We start from the raw sequence: 18,855 nt of genomic DNA, 5'->3' as shown, positions 1-18,855 counted from the left end.
CGAATAACAAAAAACCACCTCCCAGGGAGGTGGTTTAGGGATGAGAATAAAATCCTATCTATAAATCACGTATTCATAGACATCAACAATAATGCTTTTTGATTCTCACTAAGAGACTCAACATCTCCAAGAGTGAAGAGCAACTTTGTCTTTTCTGAATCAGTTAAATATCCCTTACTGATGTTAAGCATCATTTGTGCATTTTTAAAATTAACCCACCCATCCTCGGGTAAACATCCAGGATAATATTGGATAACACTTTTCCATCCGTCAACGACTTTACCCCAATCCCCCAAAATCTCAGATAGTTCTATCCACAGCAACCAACATTCCTTGCTAATACCGCTCTTATCTACAGACTGAAGAATATTTAATGATTTTTCCAAATTCCCTGTCATACGATAAGAATATGCATGCTCGTATAAAAAGGAAGGGTTTGGTTTTTTCATACTCTCGAATTGATAAATAGCAGAAAACCAGTCAGATAAGTAAAAATATGATACCGCGAAAATCTCTTTAATATCATCACAGAAATTCTCGATATTCTTGCTATCAATATGATCATTATAAATCAATGAGCTATTGTCATAACTAATAATTTCATGGTAAAGTTTTTTATTCAATAGCGCTACGAAGTACTTCTTAGCCACTGAAGAATTAACATCATAAGCCTTATAACACGAAAGTTTATCATATAAGGTATCATATCTTTTGCTTGCATAGATAATATCAAGAGTAAGTGAATTACACAAAGCAAGATCGACCTTCTGGCTTTGCACAGTTGAAAGTGCAACATCATACTCTTTATTATCAATTAGAGTTTTTATATACATAAAGAAATCACCAAGAGCCGCATCATTACTCTCAAAACCTACGGACGATGTCTTCCCTATTATCCATTGTGATATTTGATAATAATAAGGTTCAATCTGAGCATTCAAATGCTCGAAAACTTTAATTACTTTATCGTACTCACCAAGTATGAAATACATAAATGAAACGCTTAGCTTTTGTGTATCTGAACATAATATCATTTCTTGCAGAGATATTCTTTCAGAAACAGAAGCAAGTTCACAAATATTTCCATTTTTCAATAACAATTCAATATATTTAATACGAAGATCTAAAGATTTATCTTCATCAATAATATCATGCCAGATCTTTTCAACTTTCCCCCATTCTTCCTTTTCCTCATACCTTAAAGCATGCTGAATTTTATCGTCTAAAGATACCATCCTATTGTTATGTGGGATATCTAAATCACAAATAGCTGATAGTACCCGTTCACAACATTTTCCATCCCTAACATCAAAATTATCGTTTAGAATATTAAAACACTCTTTTTCCACAAGAGAAGAATCTAGAAGTAATTTATATAATAAATCAATCGTATCTTCAGTCGAGTCACAAATATAATTAACATTTTGTTCAAGAAGATTACTATTATCATCGATATAAATAACTGGTTTATTTTGAATCTTCATGTCAATGGAGAATTCATTACAATCAGTCAGTAGCACGTTTGCTTTTCTTATTAACTCCATGACATTTGATTTTTTCTCATTTAAAAAATCTACATTTTTAAATTTATCTACAATTTCACTTTCAGAGTAAGAATCAGAGTGAGAGTAAAAGACAGCTCTATAACCATGCTGTTCAATAAGATCATTAAATTTCTGGTTTGAAAAAACCGCTTCCCATTTAATATCTAATTTTGCGCCAGAATACTTCTGCTCCGATAGACTTGGCATGATAAGTATCATATTTTCTTTATAATCTTCTTCAGCAGACAAAGCATCAAATCTTGGCATACCAGTTAAAACAACTTCCTTTTCGGAATATTTATAAAGGCTATTGCCATTTATAATATGCTGATACTCACTCGGTGTAGAGGTAATGAGACAATCAATAGCATCCTTTTTATTTAGCGCTGCCGCTAATTTACTTTGATTAACTCCATTCTGTAAATATATAAAGTGTTTTCCCAAAAGCATTTTAGGCCCCAAGAAGTTGGTAACATAGCTTTCAGCCTGAGAGCTGATAACCTTGCTACACATTTTCAAAATATCCTTATGCTTATTGCAACCAAAAGCCAGCAAATTGAAACCTTCATCCTCTAAACGAGCCCAGTCCGGTGACTCTTGATTTAACACAAAAAAGATACTTTTAGCCGGGAGTTTTCCATTAACATAACGATAAAGGTATTCGGCATTATTACCTGCTCGCATTTCACTATCCATGAATACCCATATGTCATCATGCTCATTATTAAATGAATATGTTGGCGTCAAACTATCGAAATAATTATAGATTGTACTCCCTGAAACATCCCCTCTAAATTGTTTCCCGCCAATATTAATATTGATTGGGGTATCAATAAGCTCAACGTTAATTGATTCTTCTGGAGATAATTTATGCCACTCTCTTTTCTCAGTAACAAAATAACGACCAAGAAAATCGTGACAAATATTTTTAGTATATTGAGCGTAAGAATATTTATTTTCTACCTGGACAAAAAGAGGTTCATCATCATAAGAAAAGTATCTAAGCTGGACTAGATTTTTAATTCTATCAATAGATTCAATATAAACTATTTGTGATGGTAGAGAACTTTTTTTCATTGTTCCCAAAATTCCAACTTTGTGCAAGAACCAGTATCCGGGCTGTGAAAATTTCATAATCACAGCATCATCGATACGTTGAACAATAGCTGTAATTAATTCCCAGCACTTATCTACCTTAGTTCCAGTTAAATAATCAAGTTCAGTATTATTATCAATAAATCGTTTTAAATAATGGAATAAATGCTTAAGAATTGCATTCTGAAGTTCTACTGAAACATGCAAATCCCGATATCCAGCATGTTTTAATAGATATAAACATGAATGTTCAAGAAGTTCTGTGTAAAAACTTGCTGTTTCCCAGCACCGTGGTTCAAGAGATATTGAGTTCCACCATTTAGCAGCCATTTTCCAATCACTAGAATCTGTAATTTTAGTGAGTTGAAAAATCATACTATCAATAGACACATCAGGAATACGATCGCTATCGAGTTCCATGATGGCATTACAAACTCTCTCACAACACTTACCATCTCTATAAATAAATGTATCAGCTATAACACTCTGTATTTTATCATTAGCACCACAACCGTTTTCGAATAGCATTGACATCTGCAAGATGACCTCTCCGGCATTATTACACACCGGCCCAAACCCATCATCAAAATAATTAAAATATCCTTTCCTAACATCACCAACAGAATAACTTATACATTCATCATAATTCTCATGATAATATACTGTACATTTATTCTGTATCGCCATATCAAAAGTTGCAGATGAATGATCCGTAAGTAACAGCCGGGATGTACGTAAAACATCTCGATAGCCAATATCCAAAGGAGTTACAATTTCAATACAATCAGAATAACCGTGTAACGTATCAAGCACATATGAACTATTACGGATATAAATCTTTGCCTTATATCCATAAACATTTAGCATCGAAATAAACTGCTCAGAAGACAGCAATTCATTCCATTTTTTTAAACTATTGGTATTAAAAGAATCATCATTCACGTCGTACAATGAGGGTATAACCAGAAGGATATTGTCTGTAACGTATTCAGAGCCCAATAAATAATCGAATCGTGGTAACCCTGTTAAAACAACCTCTTTTGATGAGTATTTGTATTTACTCTTGTCACCAGTAATACTCCGGTATTCTTGAGGCGTTGCTGTTATAAAACGATCAATGTTATCCTTTGCATTAAGCAATGATGAAACATCATTAATGCTAACACCACTCTGTAAATAAACGAAGTGTCGTCCATATAACATCTTCGGACCAAGTAAATTAACTACATAGTTTTCAACTTGAGAGCTGATGACTTTAGAACAACTTTGTACTACTTCGTGATGTTTTGGGCTATCAAATGAAAGTAACCGGAACCCTTCTTTTTCTAGTCTCTGCCAATCCTGCGAATTTTGATCTAATGCAAAATAAATATTTATGTTTGGATAATTATGCATTACATAACGATAAAGATACTCTGCATTATCATCAGCATGATATCTTTGATCCATAAAAAGCCAAGTATCACAATAATCATTATTAACTTTATAGTCAGGAATCAACGTTCTGAAAAAGGTAATAATACTATCGCCGGTAACACCATCCTTAAATTGCTTCCCACCGAAAGATAATATTGTAGGCATCTCATCAATTTTGACAATCAGCCGTTCTTTTGACTTTATTGGTAACCACACTCTTTTTTCTAAAATGAAATCACGGTCGAGAATGTCATGCCGCATCAACTTCTCATAGACCGGCAACGAATACTTATCACCAACTTGGAATATTTCTGATTCATCACCGCGAATGAAATACCTTAACTGCACTAATCCTTTTATGCGGTCATAACTATCCACGTATACATACTGACAGTCAGGCCGCTTATTCTTAAACGCATTAAGAACGCCAATTTTATGTAAGAACCAACTTCCTTCACGAGAAAACTTAAGAATTGTTTTATCATCAATATAATTGAATATAGAATCAAGAAGATGGAAGAAATTATCTTTCTGATTCCTATCCATTCGCAATGGTAGATCTGATTTATCTAAAAACTTCTTAACATATAAGAAAACATGAAACAACACAGTAGCTTGGATATTGTCAGGGATATTACCATTGGCATCAGTGTTATCTTTTAATACTTGTAAGCAGCTATTATCCAAAAGCTCACTGTACCATTCATTTTTCAACCAAACGTCATCTCTTTGTGACAACGATTTCCACCAAAACTCTGCTGCTGCCCAGTTATCTTCACTAGTCATCAGTTGTGCTTGTTGAATTAATCTATCAGCAGAAATATCAGGCAATTCAGGGCTGTCCAATGCCACAATAGCATCAAATGTTCTTTCACAGCAGGCCCCATCTCGTAATGGGAATGTCCTGTCTATCCTGTTAGCAATCTCTACATCCAAAGCACATCCGTTTTTAAGGATCTCTTCTAAAGAAGATAAGACCTCATCTTCTGTATTACAGATTGGACCAAATCCATCTCGACGATGTTTAAAATAGCCTAGAGAAAAAGTATGCCTACCTGAATGCAAAACCTCATACTCATCAAATTGATAATACAAAGTTGGTTTATTTTGAACAGCCATATCAAATGCAACAGATGTATAATCAGTCAACAACATGGCCGAACGACAGAAAACATCCTGAATTCGTGTATCATTTGGCATCAGAACTTCTATATCATCGGAAACACGAAAATGCTCAATATAAGGTATTAAATTCGGATGAGGATAAATAACAATCTTATAGTTATATTTTTCAAGTACAGCTTTAAATTTATTTGAACCTAATAATGATACCCAGCAACGGGCAAACTCAGTTTCCAAAAATGCATCATTAATACTCCGACTATGCCCACCAAGATCTGACTTACCTACGATATCAGCACGCCATGTTGGCATAACTAGAATAACATTCTCCGGCTTATTGTTATTTTTTACCAAATAATCATGGCGAGGCAATCCAGTTAAAACAACTTCTTTCTCAGAATATTTATACTTGCTCCCATTACCAGCTATTGATTCATACTCTAAAGGAGATGAAGTAACAAAGCAGTCAATATTTTCTTTTTGATTTAACCATGCTGATAGATCATTATGGATAACTCCATGCTGAAGAAAAACAAAGTGCCTTCCCGCAAGCATTTTAGGCCCAAGTAAATTAACTACGCAATGGTCTGCATTGGAACTAATAACTTTTGAACAAGATTTCAATATCTCATGATGTTGGTCGCTTCCAAAATCCAGCAATTTAAAGCCTTCTAGTTCTAAACGTTGCCAGTCATGTGATTCTCTGTTTAATGCAAAATAAATGTTTCTTTCCGGGTGATTATGCATCACATAGCGATAGAGATGTTCAGCATTATCATCAGCTTGAAAATCACGATCCATAAATACCCAAGCATCGGAATGCTCGTTTTCAGCAACATAATTGGGCACTTGACCTTTGAAATAATTAGCAATATTTTGACCAGTTAACCCCTCTTTATGTTGCTTCCCTCCACAAGTTAATGCTACTTGTTTCTTATTAATTGTTATATTCAGTTTGTCTTTTGGATTTATTTTCACCCACAATCTGAACTCTCTTACAAAAGTTTCATTTACAAACTCATGTCTAATTTCCTTCTCATAGTTTGGAAGGATAAATGTGTTACCTGATTTAATCCTTATATCTGGTTTATCATAACTAAAAAATCTTAATTGTGTCAGCCCCTTAACTCTATCATAGCTATCTATATATACAATTTGGTTTGCTGGCTCTTGTTTTTTAAATGCCCCTAATAAGCCAACCTTATGGAAGAACCAGCAATCTGCAAGTGAAAATTCCATAATCGTTTTTGTATCTATAAAAGAAAATATCTCATTCACTAATTGTAAGAACTCATCCTTTTCAATATCAGACAAGAAATTCAATTTATGTGAATTATTAATTAATTTCTTGAAATACCATATAAGGTGATAAAGATTAGTAATTTGCACAGATTCTGGAACAAATCCTTTTTCTATCTTATACCTCCTTAATAAATCCAGACATCCCTTTTCCAAAACAACGTTATAAAGAGTAGGTTTTTCCCATGCTTTGTCGAGTGTGGATGAGCCATCACTTCTTTTTCTATAAAAATACTGTGCTGATTTTAAAAATGCTACTTTCTCATTGGACAGATGCAACAAATACATTGATACAAAATGGGCATCTTCAAAGTTTGGTTTGATATCCTCCCCAAATGTCACATTGTTATCAACGATAATATTACTTTTAAATATAGCGGAGTTGACTGATAACTGAATATCCTTTTTTAGATCGTTAGCATTAATTAGACGATCGCCTTTATTAAATCTATATTTTAATGGGTGAGTGTCTTTGAATTGTTCTAAGTCTTCAAAGTAAAATATAAAATTACATGACAAAAGACCTATTCCGTTATTTTTTTTGATATAATTTTCAGCTGATAAAAAATAATCAAGATCGATAAAGTCATCAGGATCTATAAATGTAACCCATTCAGTTTTAACAAATTGTAGTCCATGGTTGCGAGCCGATGCCTGCCCTCCATTTTCCTTTTTTACATATGTTATATTATTCGGATATTTTTTTTGCCAAGATTTTATTATTTGTGCTGAGTCATCAGGTGAACCATCATCAACTAAAACGAGTTGAATGTTATTTTTAAAATCTAAACGTTGATTAACAAGACTATCGAAATATTGATCAAGATATTTCCCAACATTATAGACAGCTGACACTACTGTAAACTTATTCTCACCAATAGTTTTCTTTGGCTTTAAAGCACTAATTTGTCGAGAGCGCTTTAAATTCATATCACTAAAGAAAAGTTTAGGATTCTTAACCAATTTCCGTATTTTTTTATTTAACATCTTATTTCCTATTGTCATAATAAAAATCTAACATCGATAGTAATGCCAACTGATAATCCTGCAATGCCGCTTTTGTCGTAGTAAAATCATTCGCGCAGAACGAATGAGGACCGCCCCCCTCATCTCTAATTCTTTTAAGTAAAAGATAATTCTTCTTAGCCGATTGGGATCGAACATTAAAATAGTGACAAATGTCTCTCTCTAATGTACCCATCCCTTTAGCATACGCTACCCATGGAACCATAAATGTTGCCATATTAAGATCATGGTTTGTTCTAAATTTATTTGCTAAAAATGCTTCAATTTCTTCAGAGTACGTATCCCAAACAAAATTAAAGATACTTTTTTTCAACGGTATATATGTATGAACTAATGGGGTGTCAATGTTCACCCCATAATCTCTACTAATCATTTTTTTGGAATTTAGTGATGCACATAGAGTCGGTGTTAAGACACCTTTTTCATGCATCTTAGACAAACTTTTTCTTGAAATAAATATTGATGCTAATCCATTTCCTTTGAAAAAGTGTCCAGGTGGGAGTTCTCTTGCTACAAAAACATCATCATTAAAATAGATAAAATTCTCGGCCAGGTTTGGGATGTTATGTAAATGAGCTTCAATAACATGAGAGTTAAACGTAGGAAGATATTTTGATGATATTATTTCTGAGTGGTCAATAAGTTGCACCTTTGGATACTCACTTAACCACACAGGCTTTTGGTTATCCGTTATCAAAAAAATAGTTCTTACCCATGGAAGATATTTCGCCACGCTTTTTATCGCATAATAGAGCTCATTATGATTCGTGAATCGAGCTTGATCCGTAGCATATTGGCCATGATTTCCAGTGCTCGTACGTATATAAGACTGATATTTTCTCTGCCATTCAGGATCTTTGTCATTAACCCAAGTGAAAACAACATCAATAGGGAAATCAATATTAATTTGACACTCCATTGCCAAATCATGTTGTATTAATATAGACTCTTCATCCTGAGGGCATTTTATCTCGTTATATATATCTGGATATTTTTTGTATAGATAATCTCGAAAAAAAACGCCCGGCGTTCTAATGAATTTTCTTAATTTCCTAGAGAAAGGCTCGCATTTATTGAACATCCGTTTATCCCATCATTGACGATGACTAAATCCTTTCATTTCGATTATATTCATCAATTGCTTCATCTACAGAATCATAATAAAAAACATTATTATCTCTTGCTAAAAACAATGCCGCATCACAATATTGTCTTAATGCATTAACACTATGCGATACCATTATGAAACTAGATTCTTTATGCCTCTGATTAAATATATCAAGACATTTTTGTTTAAATCGTGCATCACCGACGGAAGTCACTTCATCAACTAAATAATAGTCAAACTTAAATGCCATGCTGAGACCAAATCCCAGGCGAGATCTCATCCCAGAAGAATACGTCTTAATTGGCATGTCAAAATATTTCCCTAGCTCAGAGAAATCTTCAACAAACGTCATTTTATCTTTTAATTCAGATTTTTTGGCATACAACCTCGATACAAACTTTACATTCTCCCTTCCAGTTAAACTTCCCTGAAACCCTCCAGATAGACCTACTGGCCATGAGATTGTCTTTTCTGTTTTTATCTGCCCATAGTCAGGTCTATCTGCTCCACCTATCATTCGTAATAATGTTGATTTTCCTGCACCATTACGACCAATAAGTGCAATGCTTTGAGCGGAAGGTAGTTTGATTTTTAAATTCTTAAATACATAGTGACGCCCTGATGGTGTCGGATAACTTTTCGTTAGATTATCTATTTCAATCATGAAGTTAACATCGCCTCTTCACGTGCTGTGTACAGACATAGGCCTATCATCAATGACAGTAATGCGCTAAATGCCAGATATGATAAGCTTGTTGCTCCAGAGATATACCCAGGAACTACAGATTCCCTGCTTAACTCAATCACATGAACTATAGGATTCCATAATAAATACCCCCAGTAATCTTCAGGTACTGAATGCAGAGGAAACATGACACATGAGACAAAATAGAGTGGTTTTATTATTATGGGTAAAAACTTCTCAGTTTCCGGAAATGTTTTACTTACGACCATAAATATCAAGCCAATTCCACATGAAAATATAAAGAGAAGAAACCATATTAAAAACAATCTCACTACATTTGAAAATGTAAATTCCTCGCCAAATAGAGCCAAAGAAAACATCAAAAGGACAAAAACCAATGCATATACAAAAACTTCTAAAACTGCTCTAGAAATCAATGTATCTATAGGTTTTACAGGTCTGTAATTAAATAATCCCTGATTAGCTTCTATTGCTGATATTGATCTGTTTGTTATACTACTGAAAATAAAAAAAGGGATTATTCCATTAACTAAGAATACTGGAAAGGAAATATCAGGCATCGTTTTATGCATCACATAGCCAAACGCCCCCACCATCACCATCAAATGCGCCGCTGGCTCCAGCACCGCCCACAGATACCCAAGCCGATACTTCCCAAAGCGGGTTTTTATTTCCCTCATAAACAGCGCTTTGATAACCGCCTGTTGTACTTCTAAGCCACTTCTCGCCATACAACCTCTGTCCATAACTTTATTTTTGGCACGCTACCGCCCATGGCTCATAGCTACCAGCTCGCTAATCGAGAACGACTTATATCCTGGGGAAATGTTTAATGGGGGGAGGCCACAAATATATTAAATACTTGTTTATTTATCTCAGCTATTGCAGAGGCCCGAAACATCACTCCATTGAACATTTCAGAAGGCACTTATGCCTTGCTATATTGTACTCAATATCAGATTGTTTCGTAGCCCATCAGGTTTAATTAAATTAAAAGTACATTTTAAAATAAATAATTTTTGATAGGATATTATCAGAATAGATATATAATTTATATTGAAGATGGCTGTTTTATTATTTATAAATATCAATAATAGTAATAGATAATAAAGCAAAAATAATTTATACAAATATTATATCAATAATAATAAAAATACAGATGTGATATAGAAAGGGCCTATCAACTGATAAGCCCTATGCTCGTTAGTCGCCCATCAGCTCCCGGACCAATTCCACGCAGCGCAGGAAGCGCGAATCATAATCCGCCTCTTCCACATGCACGAACTCGATATTGTTCTTCTTCAACATCGATACCAGCAGCGTCTGGAACTCTTTGCGGTCGACGGAGCTTCCCAGGCTACGCAGTCCATCCGCCACCCATGGCGTGTTGTTTTCCAGCAGGATGACGAGGTCAAAGCGATACTCATCAATCAGCGCCTGTACAAACGGGTGTTCACGGCCTTCGTACTTTTTGCAGAACGCCTGGGTGCTCACAAAATCGGTATCGATAAAAGCCACCTTGTTGGCATACTTTACTGCAAAATCAATATACTGCGCGTGGCCGAGGGCGATTTTGTCATAGTCGGAATACTGTAACGCCATTTCGTCGCCGCCCAGATGCGAGAACACATAATCGCGGCCATATTCCCATGCACTGGTGGTATTAAAGATATTCGCCAGCTTATTCACCAGCGTCGACTTACCGCTGGATTCACCGCCGAGAATCGCCACCGTGCGCACGAAGAACGGCTTCACTTCCGTTGGGATGTAATCCCAGTAGCGGAACGGGTTCTCACGAATCTGCGCGCCGCTGATATTCATAAACGTTCGTTTCGGGTCCACCAGCACCGTGTCAATTCCCAGGTGTTCCAGATACTGCGGCGCGTCGGACTCTTCAGAGGTGTAGATCCAGTTTGGCTGAATCCCCTTCTCTTCCATAAAGGTTTTCATGCCCGCACTCCACACATCCCAGCCATGCGGGTACGGTTCCATGCCCTCTTCATTGAAAGCATGAATACGAATGTTCTTCTGGTACTTAAAGGTCTGCAGCAGCCAGCGCAGGCGATCGGGCACGGTCGGTTGCTGCGACATCGCGCTGTCTTCAAACAACGCGCGGTCACGGGTATCGTCGTACCCCATGATGATATGCAGCTCATCCACCTGGCTACAGGCGCGCTGAATCAGATAAATATGCCCCGTATGTAGCGGGTAGAATTTACCAAACACCACGCCGATATTTTTCTGCTGGCGCGGAAACTCCAGCCCGAGGAAACGGTGCAACGCTTCCAGCTTTTGCGCGCTGGGACTTTTAATTTTGGCGTTGAGAAGCTGGCTTAAATAGCCCTTGGTCATACCGCTGGCGTCTGCAACCTGCTGCAACGTACAGCCTTTTTGACGGATTGCGGTTTTAAGATAGTCGAACGACGACACAAGAGCCTCCTGCAAAATTGGGGTAAATCATCTACCCATTATACAAAAAACCCGGATGTACTCACGGTACTATCCGGGGAGAAAAAGACCGGCGTCGCAGCGCGCGCCGGAGTCGGTCACTATAGGTCGTCAAAGACGTTAAGCGCGTCGGAGAGTTTCTTCACGCCAAACACCTTCATCCCTTCCGGGACTTTTTTCGGTACGTTAGCGGCAGGAACAATAGCCCGGCGGAAGCCGTGCTTCGCCGCTTCAGAAATACGCTCCTGCCCGCTCGGCACGGGGCGAATCTCGCCGGCCAGGCCGACTTCGCCAAATACCACCAGATCCTGCGGCAGCGGCCTGTCGCGCAGGCTGGAGACCATCGCCAGCAGCAGCGCCAGGTCGGCGCTGGTTTCAGTGACCTTCACCCCGCCGACCACATTGACGAACACATCCTGATCCGCCATCTGCAGACCACCGTGACGATGCAATACGGCCAGCAGGATCGCCAGACGGTTTTGCTCAAGGCCAACGGCCACTCGCCGTGGGTTACCCATCATCGAGTGATCCACCAGCGCCTGAATCTCAACCAGCAGCGGCCGCGTGCCTTCCCATACCACCATCACCGAACTGCCTGAAGTGACCTCATCGCCGCGGCTCAGGAAGATAGCGGAAGGGTTGCTCACTTCACGCAGCCCCTGCTCGGTCATCGCAAAAACGCCCAGTTCGTTCACCGCACCAAAGCGGTTTTTGTGACTGCGCAGGGTACGGAAGCGCGAGTCGGCATCGCCGTCGAGCAGTACCGAACAGTCGATGCAGTGCTCCAGCACTTTTGGCCCCGCCAGCGATCCGTCTTTGGTGACGTGCCCCACCATGACGATAGCCACGCCGCGCGTCTTAGCAAAGCGCGTCAGATAAGCGGCGGTTTCGCGCACCTGCGCTACGCTGCCCGGCGACGACTGGATATCCGCCATATGCATCACCTGGATGGAATCAATAACCATCAGCTTCGGCTGCTCTTCTTCGGCAATCTGGCAAATCTGCTCAATGCTGGTTTCCGAGAGCATATTCAGGTTAGCGGTCGGCAGGCCCAAACGGTGCGCACGCATCGCCACCTGCTGCAACGACTCTTCGCCGGTGACGTATAGGGTTTTCATCTGATCTGCCAGCTTGCACAGCGTTTGCAGCAGCAGCGTCGATTTCCCCGCCCCCGGGTTACCGCCAATCAGGATCGCACTGCCGGGCACCACGCCACCGCCCAGCACGCGGTCGAACTCTTTAAAGCCAGTCGAAAAACGCGGCAGCTCTTCCAGGCTGATATCCGACAGTTTCTGCACCTTAGCCACGCCAGCATTACCGGCATAGCCGCTCAGGCGCTCGTTACGTGCGACCGTGGGAGAAGCGGCTACGCGCACTTCGGTGATGGTATTCCACGCATGGCAGGCGCTGCATTGCCCCTGCCAGCGCGGGTAGTCCGCACCGCACTCATTACAAACAAATGCGCGTTTAGGAGCTTTCGCCACGTTAACCTCTTTATTTCTGATTCATGCTGCCGGAGAGAATGCAGAACACCCCCATTAAATCGGCATGACGGATAGTGACTTCCGTCTGTTCATTCACTTTCGGTTTGGCATGATACGCAATCCCCAGACCGGCTTTCTTGATCATCGGCAGGTCGTTGGCGCCGTCGCCGATAGCCACGGTTTGCGCATGCGGAATTTCATATTTTTCAGCCAGCTGCAGCAGCGTTTTCGCCTTGTATTGCGCATCGACGATATCACCGACCACTTCACCGGTCAGCTTGCCGTCGCGAATGCCCAGCTCGTTGGCCACCGCGGCGGTCAGACGCAGCTTGTCGCGCAGATATTCCGCGAAGAAGGTAAAGCCGCCGGAGGCAATCGCCACCTTCCAGCCCAGCGTTTCCAGCTTCAGCACCAACTGCGTCAGCCCCGGCATTAACGGCAGCGTATCGCGCACCTGACGCAGAATATCAGCGTCCGCATCTTTCAGCGTTGCTACCCGCTGACGCAGGCTGGCGCTAAAGTCGAGTTCACCGCGCATTGCACGTTCCGTCACTTCAGAAACCAGTTCGCCGGTGCCTGCCAGCTTGGCGATTTCATCAATGCACTCGATCTGAATGGCCGTAGAGTCCATATCCATCACCAGCAGGCCCGGCGTACGCAGATGCGGAATTTTGCCCAGCGGAGCAACATCAAGCCCGGCGTCGTGCGCCAGACGCGTCGCCCGCGGCGTTAATGACCCTGCCAGACGAATGACCTGGTAATCTTCCACGCACCAGGCGGCAACAATCACCATCGCTGCGCCCAGCTTGCGCTGGTAGGTCGTCAGACGTTCTTTATTCAGGCCGCGGCCGTACAGCAGCCAGCCGCTACGGCCAGCATGGTAATCCAGCGGCATCACTTCATCACCGCTGAGCGAAAGCGGCAACCCAGGCCACAAGGAGACATCTTCAGGCAGGTCGCACCAGGTCAAACTGTTTGGCATTACAGCTCCAATCTTCTTTATTAAGCCCAGGAAAATAACGCATGAGGCTACCTTGTAACCAGCGCTTCTGGCAACATTAAGCTGTAAATTTTCAAAGGTGGAATATGGTTCGCGCAAAACTGAAATTTCGGCTGCATCGTACGGTCATTGTCCTGATCTGTCTCGCGCTGCTTGTCGCGCTGATGCAGGGGGCCTCCTGGTTCAGCCAGCAAAGCCAGAAACAACGAAACCCACAGCTTGAAGAGTTGGCAAGAACGCTGGCATATCAGGTGTCGCTGAACCTCGCGTCAATGATGAAAACCGAAACGCCAGACGAGAAAAAGATTGGCCAACTGCTGAAACAGCTCACCGCCAAAAGCCGCATCCTGGACGCTGGCGTCTATGATGAAGAGGGCAACCTTATCGCCCGCGCCGGCGAGCAGGTAGCGCTTCGCGATCGGCTAGCGCTGGACGGTAAAAAAGCCGGGGGGTATTTTAACCAGCAGATTGTCGAGCCAATCAACGGCAAAAATGGCCCGCTCGGCTATCTGCGCCTGACGCTCGATACCCATACCATCGCCACGGAATCCCGCCAGGTGGATAACACCACCAATATTTTACGCCTGATGTTGCTGCTGTCGCTGGCCATTGGCGTGGTGCTGGCCCGCACGCTGCTGCGCGGCAAACGCACCCGCTGGCAGCAGTCACCGTTCCTGTTAACCGCGAACAAGCCGGTACAGGACGAAGATAAAGACTAAACAGAAAAGGAAATCGCCATGACAACGCTGCGCCTGCTGCTTTCAGACTCTCACGACCCGTGGTTTAACCTTGCGGTAGAAGAGTGTATTTTCCGTCAGATGCCTGCCACCCAGCGGGTGCTGTTCCTCTGGCGCAACGCGGACACGGTCGTGATTGGCCGCGCGCAAAACCCGTGGAAAGAGTGCAACACCCGCCGCATGGAAGAAGATAACGTCCGGCTGGCACGACGCAGCAGCGGCGGCGGCGCGGTGTTCCACGATCTCGGCAACACCTGCTTTACCTTTATGGCGGGCAAACCGGAGTACGATAAAACGATCTCAACCGCTATCGTGCTTGAAGCGCTGAATTCACTCGGTGTGACCGCAGAGGCCTCCGGGCGTAACGATCTGATCGTCAAAACCGAGGAAGGCGAGCGCAAAGTGTCCGGCTCCGCGTACCGCGAGACCAAGGACCGTGGTTTTCACCACGGCACGATGCTGCTGAATGCCGATCTAAGCCGATTGGCAAACTATCTGAATCCGGATAAGAAAAAGCTACAGGCGAAAGGTATTACTTCCGTGCGCGGCCGCGTCGCTAACCTGGTGGAACTGCTGCCTGACGTGACTCACGAGCAGATTTGTACCGCCGTAACCGAGGCCTTTTTCCGTCACTATGGCGAACGCGTAGACGCCGAGATTATCTCCCCGGACAAAGCGCCGGATCTGCCGAATTTTGCCGAAACCTTTGCCCGCCAGAGCAGCTGGGAGTGGAACTTTGGTCAGGCGCCGGCCTTCTCGCATCTGCTGGACGAGCGTTTCACCTGGGGCGGCGTTGAACTGCATTTCGACGTTGAAAAAGGCGTGATTACCCGCACCCAGATCTTCACCGATAGCCTCAACCCCGCGCCGCTGGAAGCACTGGCAGAGCGGCTACAGGGCTGCCAGTATCGCGCCGATGTTTTACAGCAAACTTGTGAAGCGCTGGTTGCGGAATATCCGGATCAGGAAAGCGAGCTTCGTGAGCTGGCGGCGTGGGTCGCAGGGGCCGTGCGCTAAGCGACTGATGGCGAATTGCCGGATGGCGGCTACGCCTTATCCGGCCTACAACAGACTGTAGGCCCGGTAAGCACAGCGCCACCGGGCATTAACAGCGTTCTCCGGTCTCAAGATCCATCAACTCCCCGGCCCAATCGACCGGGTAAACGCCCTCGCGAACATGTCGATGAAAGGTCGAAAACGGCCAATCCTGAACACGCTATACCCAACCGTGTTTTATCAGGTTGATGTAGATGTAATCGATATGGCGGCGATAATCACGCTCGTCGCGTATCGTATGCTCCCAGAATCGCGGCTGCCACACGGTTTGGTGTAGCAATGATTGAGTGAATCGCTTTTTAATTTCACGCCAGCGAGAAGAAAAATCACAGTCATTCGCGGGAAGCGTCCAGATGCAGTGAAGATGCTCGGGGAGAATGACCCAGGCGTCGATATAAAAGGGTTTAATGCGCTTAACCACACGAACTGCGCCACGGAGTTCAGCAATATTCCTGATTAAAAGATCGCTTTGCCTGTCTTTGAGATTTACGGTGAAAAACCATGTTCCACCGTTGATGTAATGGCAGCGATAGTTCGACATTTTGTTTTTCCTTTAACAAAATTCGACCTTATCGGGTTAGTTGCAGATGGCAAGATTGGGAGAGAATTTTGAGAAGGAAGCTCGCAATATATGCGGCGAATTGCCGGATGGCGGCTGCGCCTTATCCGGCCTACAACAGACTGTAGGCCCGGTAAGCAAAGCGCCACCGGGCACACAAACAACGTTACTCTTTATCGCCCAGCAGAACGGATTCCAGCGCGATTTTGATCATGTCGTTGAAGGTCGTCTGACGTTCAGCGGCAGTAGTCTGCTCGTGAGTACGGATATGGTCGGACACGGTGCAGATGGTCAGCGCTTTCGCACCAAATTCTGCGGCTACGCCGTAGATGCCCGCCGCTTCCATTTCCACGCCCAGCACGCCGTATTTTTCCATGACGTCGAACATTTCGCCGTCCGGAGAATAGAACAGATCGGCAGAGAACAGGTTACCCACGCGCGCGTCTACGCCCAGCGCTTTTGCCGCATCAACAGCGTTACGCACCATGTCGAAGTCAGCGATAGCGGCGAAATCATGATCTTTAAAGCGGATACGGTTAACTTTGGAGTCGGTGCAGGCACCCATACCAATAACCACGTCACGCAGTTTGACGTCCATACGCACGGCACCGCAGGAGCCTACGCGAATGATTTTCTTCACGCCGAAATCGGTGATCAGCTCTTTGGTGTAGATGGAGCAGGACGGAATCCCCATACCGTGACCCATCACGGAGATCTTACGGCCTTTGTAGGTACCGGTGAAACCTAACATGCCGCGAACGTTGTTCACTTCACGGACATCTTCGAGGAAAGTTTCAGCAATGTGCTTCGCACGCAGCGGGTCGCCCGGCATCAGCACAACATCAGCGAAATCGCCCATTTCAGCGTTAATATGTGGGGTTGCCATCGTTTTATCCTTATTTAAATTGTCAGCGCCTGATGGCGGCTACGCCTTATCAGGCCTACAAAAAACGTAGGCCCGGTAAGCGAAGCGCCACCGGGCAATTGCATCACAGCATGTTTTTACCGTAAGCCATCGGCGACGTACCAAAGTACGTTGCCAGCGTCTGGCCGATATCCGCGAAGGTTTCACGGTGGCCCAGCGAACCCGGTTTCACTTTCGGGCCGTACACCAGCACCGGAATGTGTTCACGGGTGTGGTCGGTACCGGTCCAGCTCGGGTCACAGCCGTGGTCAGCGGTGAGGATCAGAATGTCATCTTCACCGACCAGTTCCATCAGCTCAGGCAGACGGCGGTCGAACAGCTCCAGACCTGCGGCATAACCGGCGATATCGCGACGGTGACCCCAGGAAGAGTCGAAGTCCACGAAGTTGGTGAAGACAATCGTCTCATCACCCGCTTCTTTCATCTCTTTGATGGTGGCATCAAACAGCGCATCCAGGCCGGTGGCTTTCACTTTTTTGGTGATACCGCAGTTCGCATAGATATCCGCAATCTTACCGACGGAAACCACGTGACCGTGTTTTTCATCAACCAGTTTCTGCAATACGGTCGGTGCCGGCGGTTCAACGGCCAGATCGTGGCGGTTACCGGTACGCTGGAAGTTACCCGCTTTATCACCGATAAACGGACGCGCGATAACGCGGCCAATGTTGTAACCACCTTCGGTCAGCTCTTCACGGGCGATTTCGCACAGCTCGTAAAGTTTATCCAGGCCAAAGGTCTCTTCATGGCAGGCGATCTGGAATACGGAGTCCGCAGAGGTATAGAAAATCGGCTTGCCGGTTTTCATATGCTCTTCGCCCAGTTGATCCAGAATCACGGTACCGGAAGAGTGGCAATTACCGAGGTAACCCGGCAGGTTGGCACGTTTTACCAGTTTATCCAGCAGATCCTGCGGGAAGCTGTTTTCGTGGTCGCTGAAGTAGCCCCAGTCGAACAGAACCGGCACGCCGGCGATTTCCCAGTGGCCTGACGGCGTATCTTTACCGGAAGAGAGTTCATGCGCCCAACCATAGGCGCCAATGACCTCGGCGTTGCCGTCCATACCCGCGGCAATTTTGCCGGTAGAACCTTCATGCGCTTTCACCAGCCCCAGACGGGTAAGGTTAGGCAAATTCAGCGGGCCTTTACGGCCGTGGTCAGCCTCGCCTTTGGCACAGGCTTCTGCAATGTGGCCCATCGTGTCGGCGCCAACATCACCAAAGCGGTCAGCATCTTCCGTTGCACCAATCCCAAAGGAGTCCAGCACCATAATAAATGCACGTTTCATCTTGTTCTCCATACATCTTGCGCTGTAAAAAAGCGATCAGAT

The 18,855-nt window shown here is 43.5% G+C and carries 11 protein-coding genes and 1 pseudogene; 2 read left to right on the top strand and 10 right to left on the bottom strand.

Annotated features, from left to right (window positions below; genetic code table 11):
• Positions 1-65 precede the first annotated feature (65 nt).
• From V6942_RS18155 to serB, 7 genes are all read right to left on the bottom strand, one after another.
• Positions 66-7,463, bottom strand: coding sequence for a CDP-glycerol glycerophosphotransferase family protein (locus V6942_RS18155; RefSeq protein WP_333501616.1), 7,398 nt, complete (start codon positions 7,461-7,463; stop codon positions 66-68).
• A 1-nt stretch (position 7,464) separates the two neighbouring features.
• Complete coding sequence (locus V6942_RS18150) at positions 7,465-8,583, bottom strand: Stealth CR1 domain-containing protein (protein WP_420107857.1); 1,119 nt, start codon at positions 8,581-8,583, stop codon at positions 7,465-7,467.
• A gap of 25 nt (positions 8,584-8,608) precedes the next feature.
• Positions 8,609-9,274 carry an ABC transporter ATP-binding protein gene (locus tag V6942_RS18145; protein WP_333501614.1) on the bottom strand — a complete coding sequence of 222 codons (666 nt, stop codon included), beginning with the start codon at positions 9,272-9,274 and terminating at the stop codon, positions 8,609-8,611.
• Positions 9,271-10,047 (bottom strand): ABC transporter permease, encoded by a 777-nt coding sequence (locus V6942_RS18140; RefSeq protein ID WP_333501613.1) that lies wholly within the window; start codon positions 10,045-10,047, stop codon positions 9,271-9,273. Before V6942_RS18140 ends, V6942_RS18145 begins: the two co-directional genes overlap by 4 nt.
• A 472-nt stretch (positions 10,048-10,519) precedes the next feature.
• On the bottom strand, positions 10,520-11,746 hold the full coding sequence (gene nadR, locus V6942_RS18135) for a multifunctional transcriptional regulator/nicotinamide-nucleotide adenylyltransferase/ribosylnicotinamide kinase NadR (protein ID WP_333501612.1): 1,227 nt from the start codon (positions 11,744-11,746) through the stop codon (positions 10,520-10,522).
• Between the two features lie 119 nt (positions 11,747-11,865).
• On the bottom strand, positions 11,866-13,248 hold the full coding sequence (gene radA / locus V6942_RS18130; protein WP_333501611.1) for a DNA repair protein RadA: 1,383 nt from the start codon (positions 13,246-13,248) through the stop codon (positions 11,866-11,868).
• A gap of 10 nt (positions 13,249-13,258) precedes the next feature.
• Positions 13,259-14,230 (bottom strand): phosphoserine phosphatase, encoded by a 972-nt coding sequence (gene serB, locus V6942_RS18125; protein ID WP_106925224.1) that lies wholly within the window; start codon positions 14,228-14,230, stop codon positions 13,259-13,261.
• Between the two features lie 104 nt (positions 14,231-14,334).
• On the opposite strand from serB, the gene V6942_RS18120 reads away from it, so the two are divergent.
• Together V6942_RS18120 and lplA are read left to right on the top strand one after the other, a co-directional pair.
• The gene (locus V6942_RS18120) at positions 14,335-14,967 is read left to right on the top strand and encodes a YtjB family periplasmic protein (RefSeq protein WP_333501610.1); all 633 of its coding nucleotides are present in this window, start codon (positions 14,335-14,337) and stop codon (positions 14,965-14,967) included.
• 18 nt (positions 14,968-14,985) lie between these two features.
• Positions 14,986-16,002: a lipoate--protein ligase LplA gene (gene lplA, locus V6942_RS18115; protein ID WP_333501609.1), complete on the top strand. Its 1,017-nt coding sequence runs from the start codon at positions 14,986-14,988 to the stop codon at positions 16,000-16,002.
• An 88-nt stretch (positions 16,003-16,090) separates the two neighbouring features.
• On the opposite strand, the pseudogene V6942_RS18110 reads toward lplA, so the two are convergent.
• The 3 genes and pseudogenes from V6942_RS18110 to deoB form a co-directional block, all read right to left on the bottom strand.
• Positions 16,091-16,582: pseudogene (locus V6942_RS18110) on the bottom strand (REP-associated tyrosine transposase).
• A 184-nt stretch (positions 16,583-16,766) separates the two neighbouring features.
• Positions 16,767-17,486 carry a purine-nucleoside phosphorylase gene (gene deoD, locus V6942_RS18105; protein ID WP_000224864.1) on the bottom strand — a complete coding sequence of 240 codons (720 nt, stop codon included), beginning with the start codon at positions 17,484-17,486 and terminating at the stop codon, positions 16,767-16,769.
• Between the two features lie 103 nt (positions 17,487-17,589).
• Positions 17,590-18,813 carry a phosphopentomutase gene (gene deoB / locus V6942_RS18100; protein ID WP_333501608.1) on the bottom strand — a complete coding sequence of 408 codons (1,224 nt, stop codon included), beginning with the start codon at positions 18,811-18,813 and terminating at the stop codon, positions 17,590-17,592.
• Between the last annotated feature and the right edge of the window lie 42 nt (positions 18,814-18,855).

The sequence above is a fragment of the Kluyvera genomosp. 2 genome, from assembly GCF_036759865.1.
In the GTDB taxonomy this organism is placed as follows: domain Bacteria; phylum Pseudomonadota; class Gammaproteobacteria; order Enterobacterales; family Enterobacteriaceae; genus Kluyvera; species Kluyvera ascorbata_B.
The sequence above is the reverse complement of the archived record's forward strand: the minus strand, read 5'-3'. Positions and strand labels throughout refer to the sequence as shown.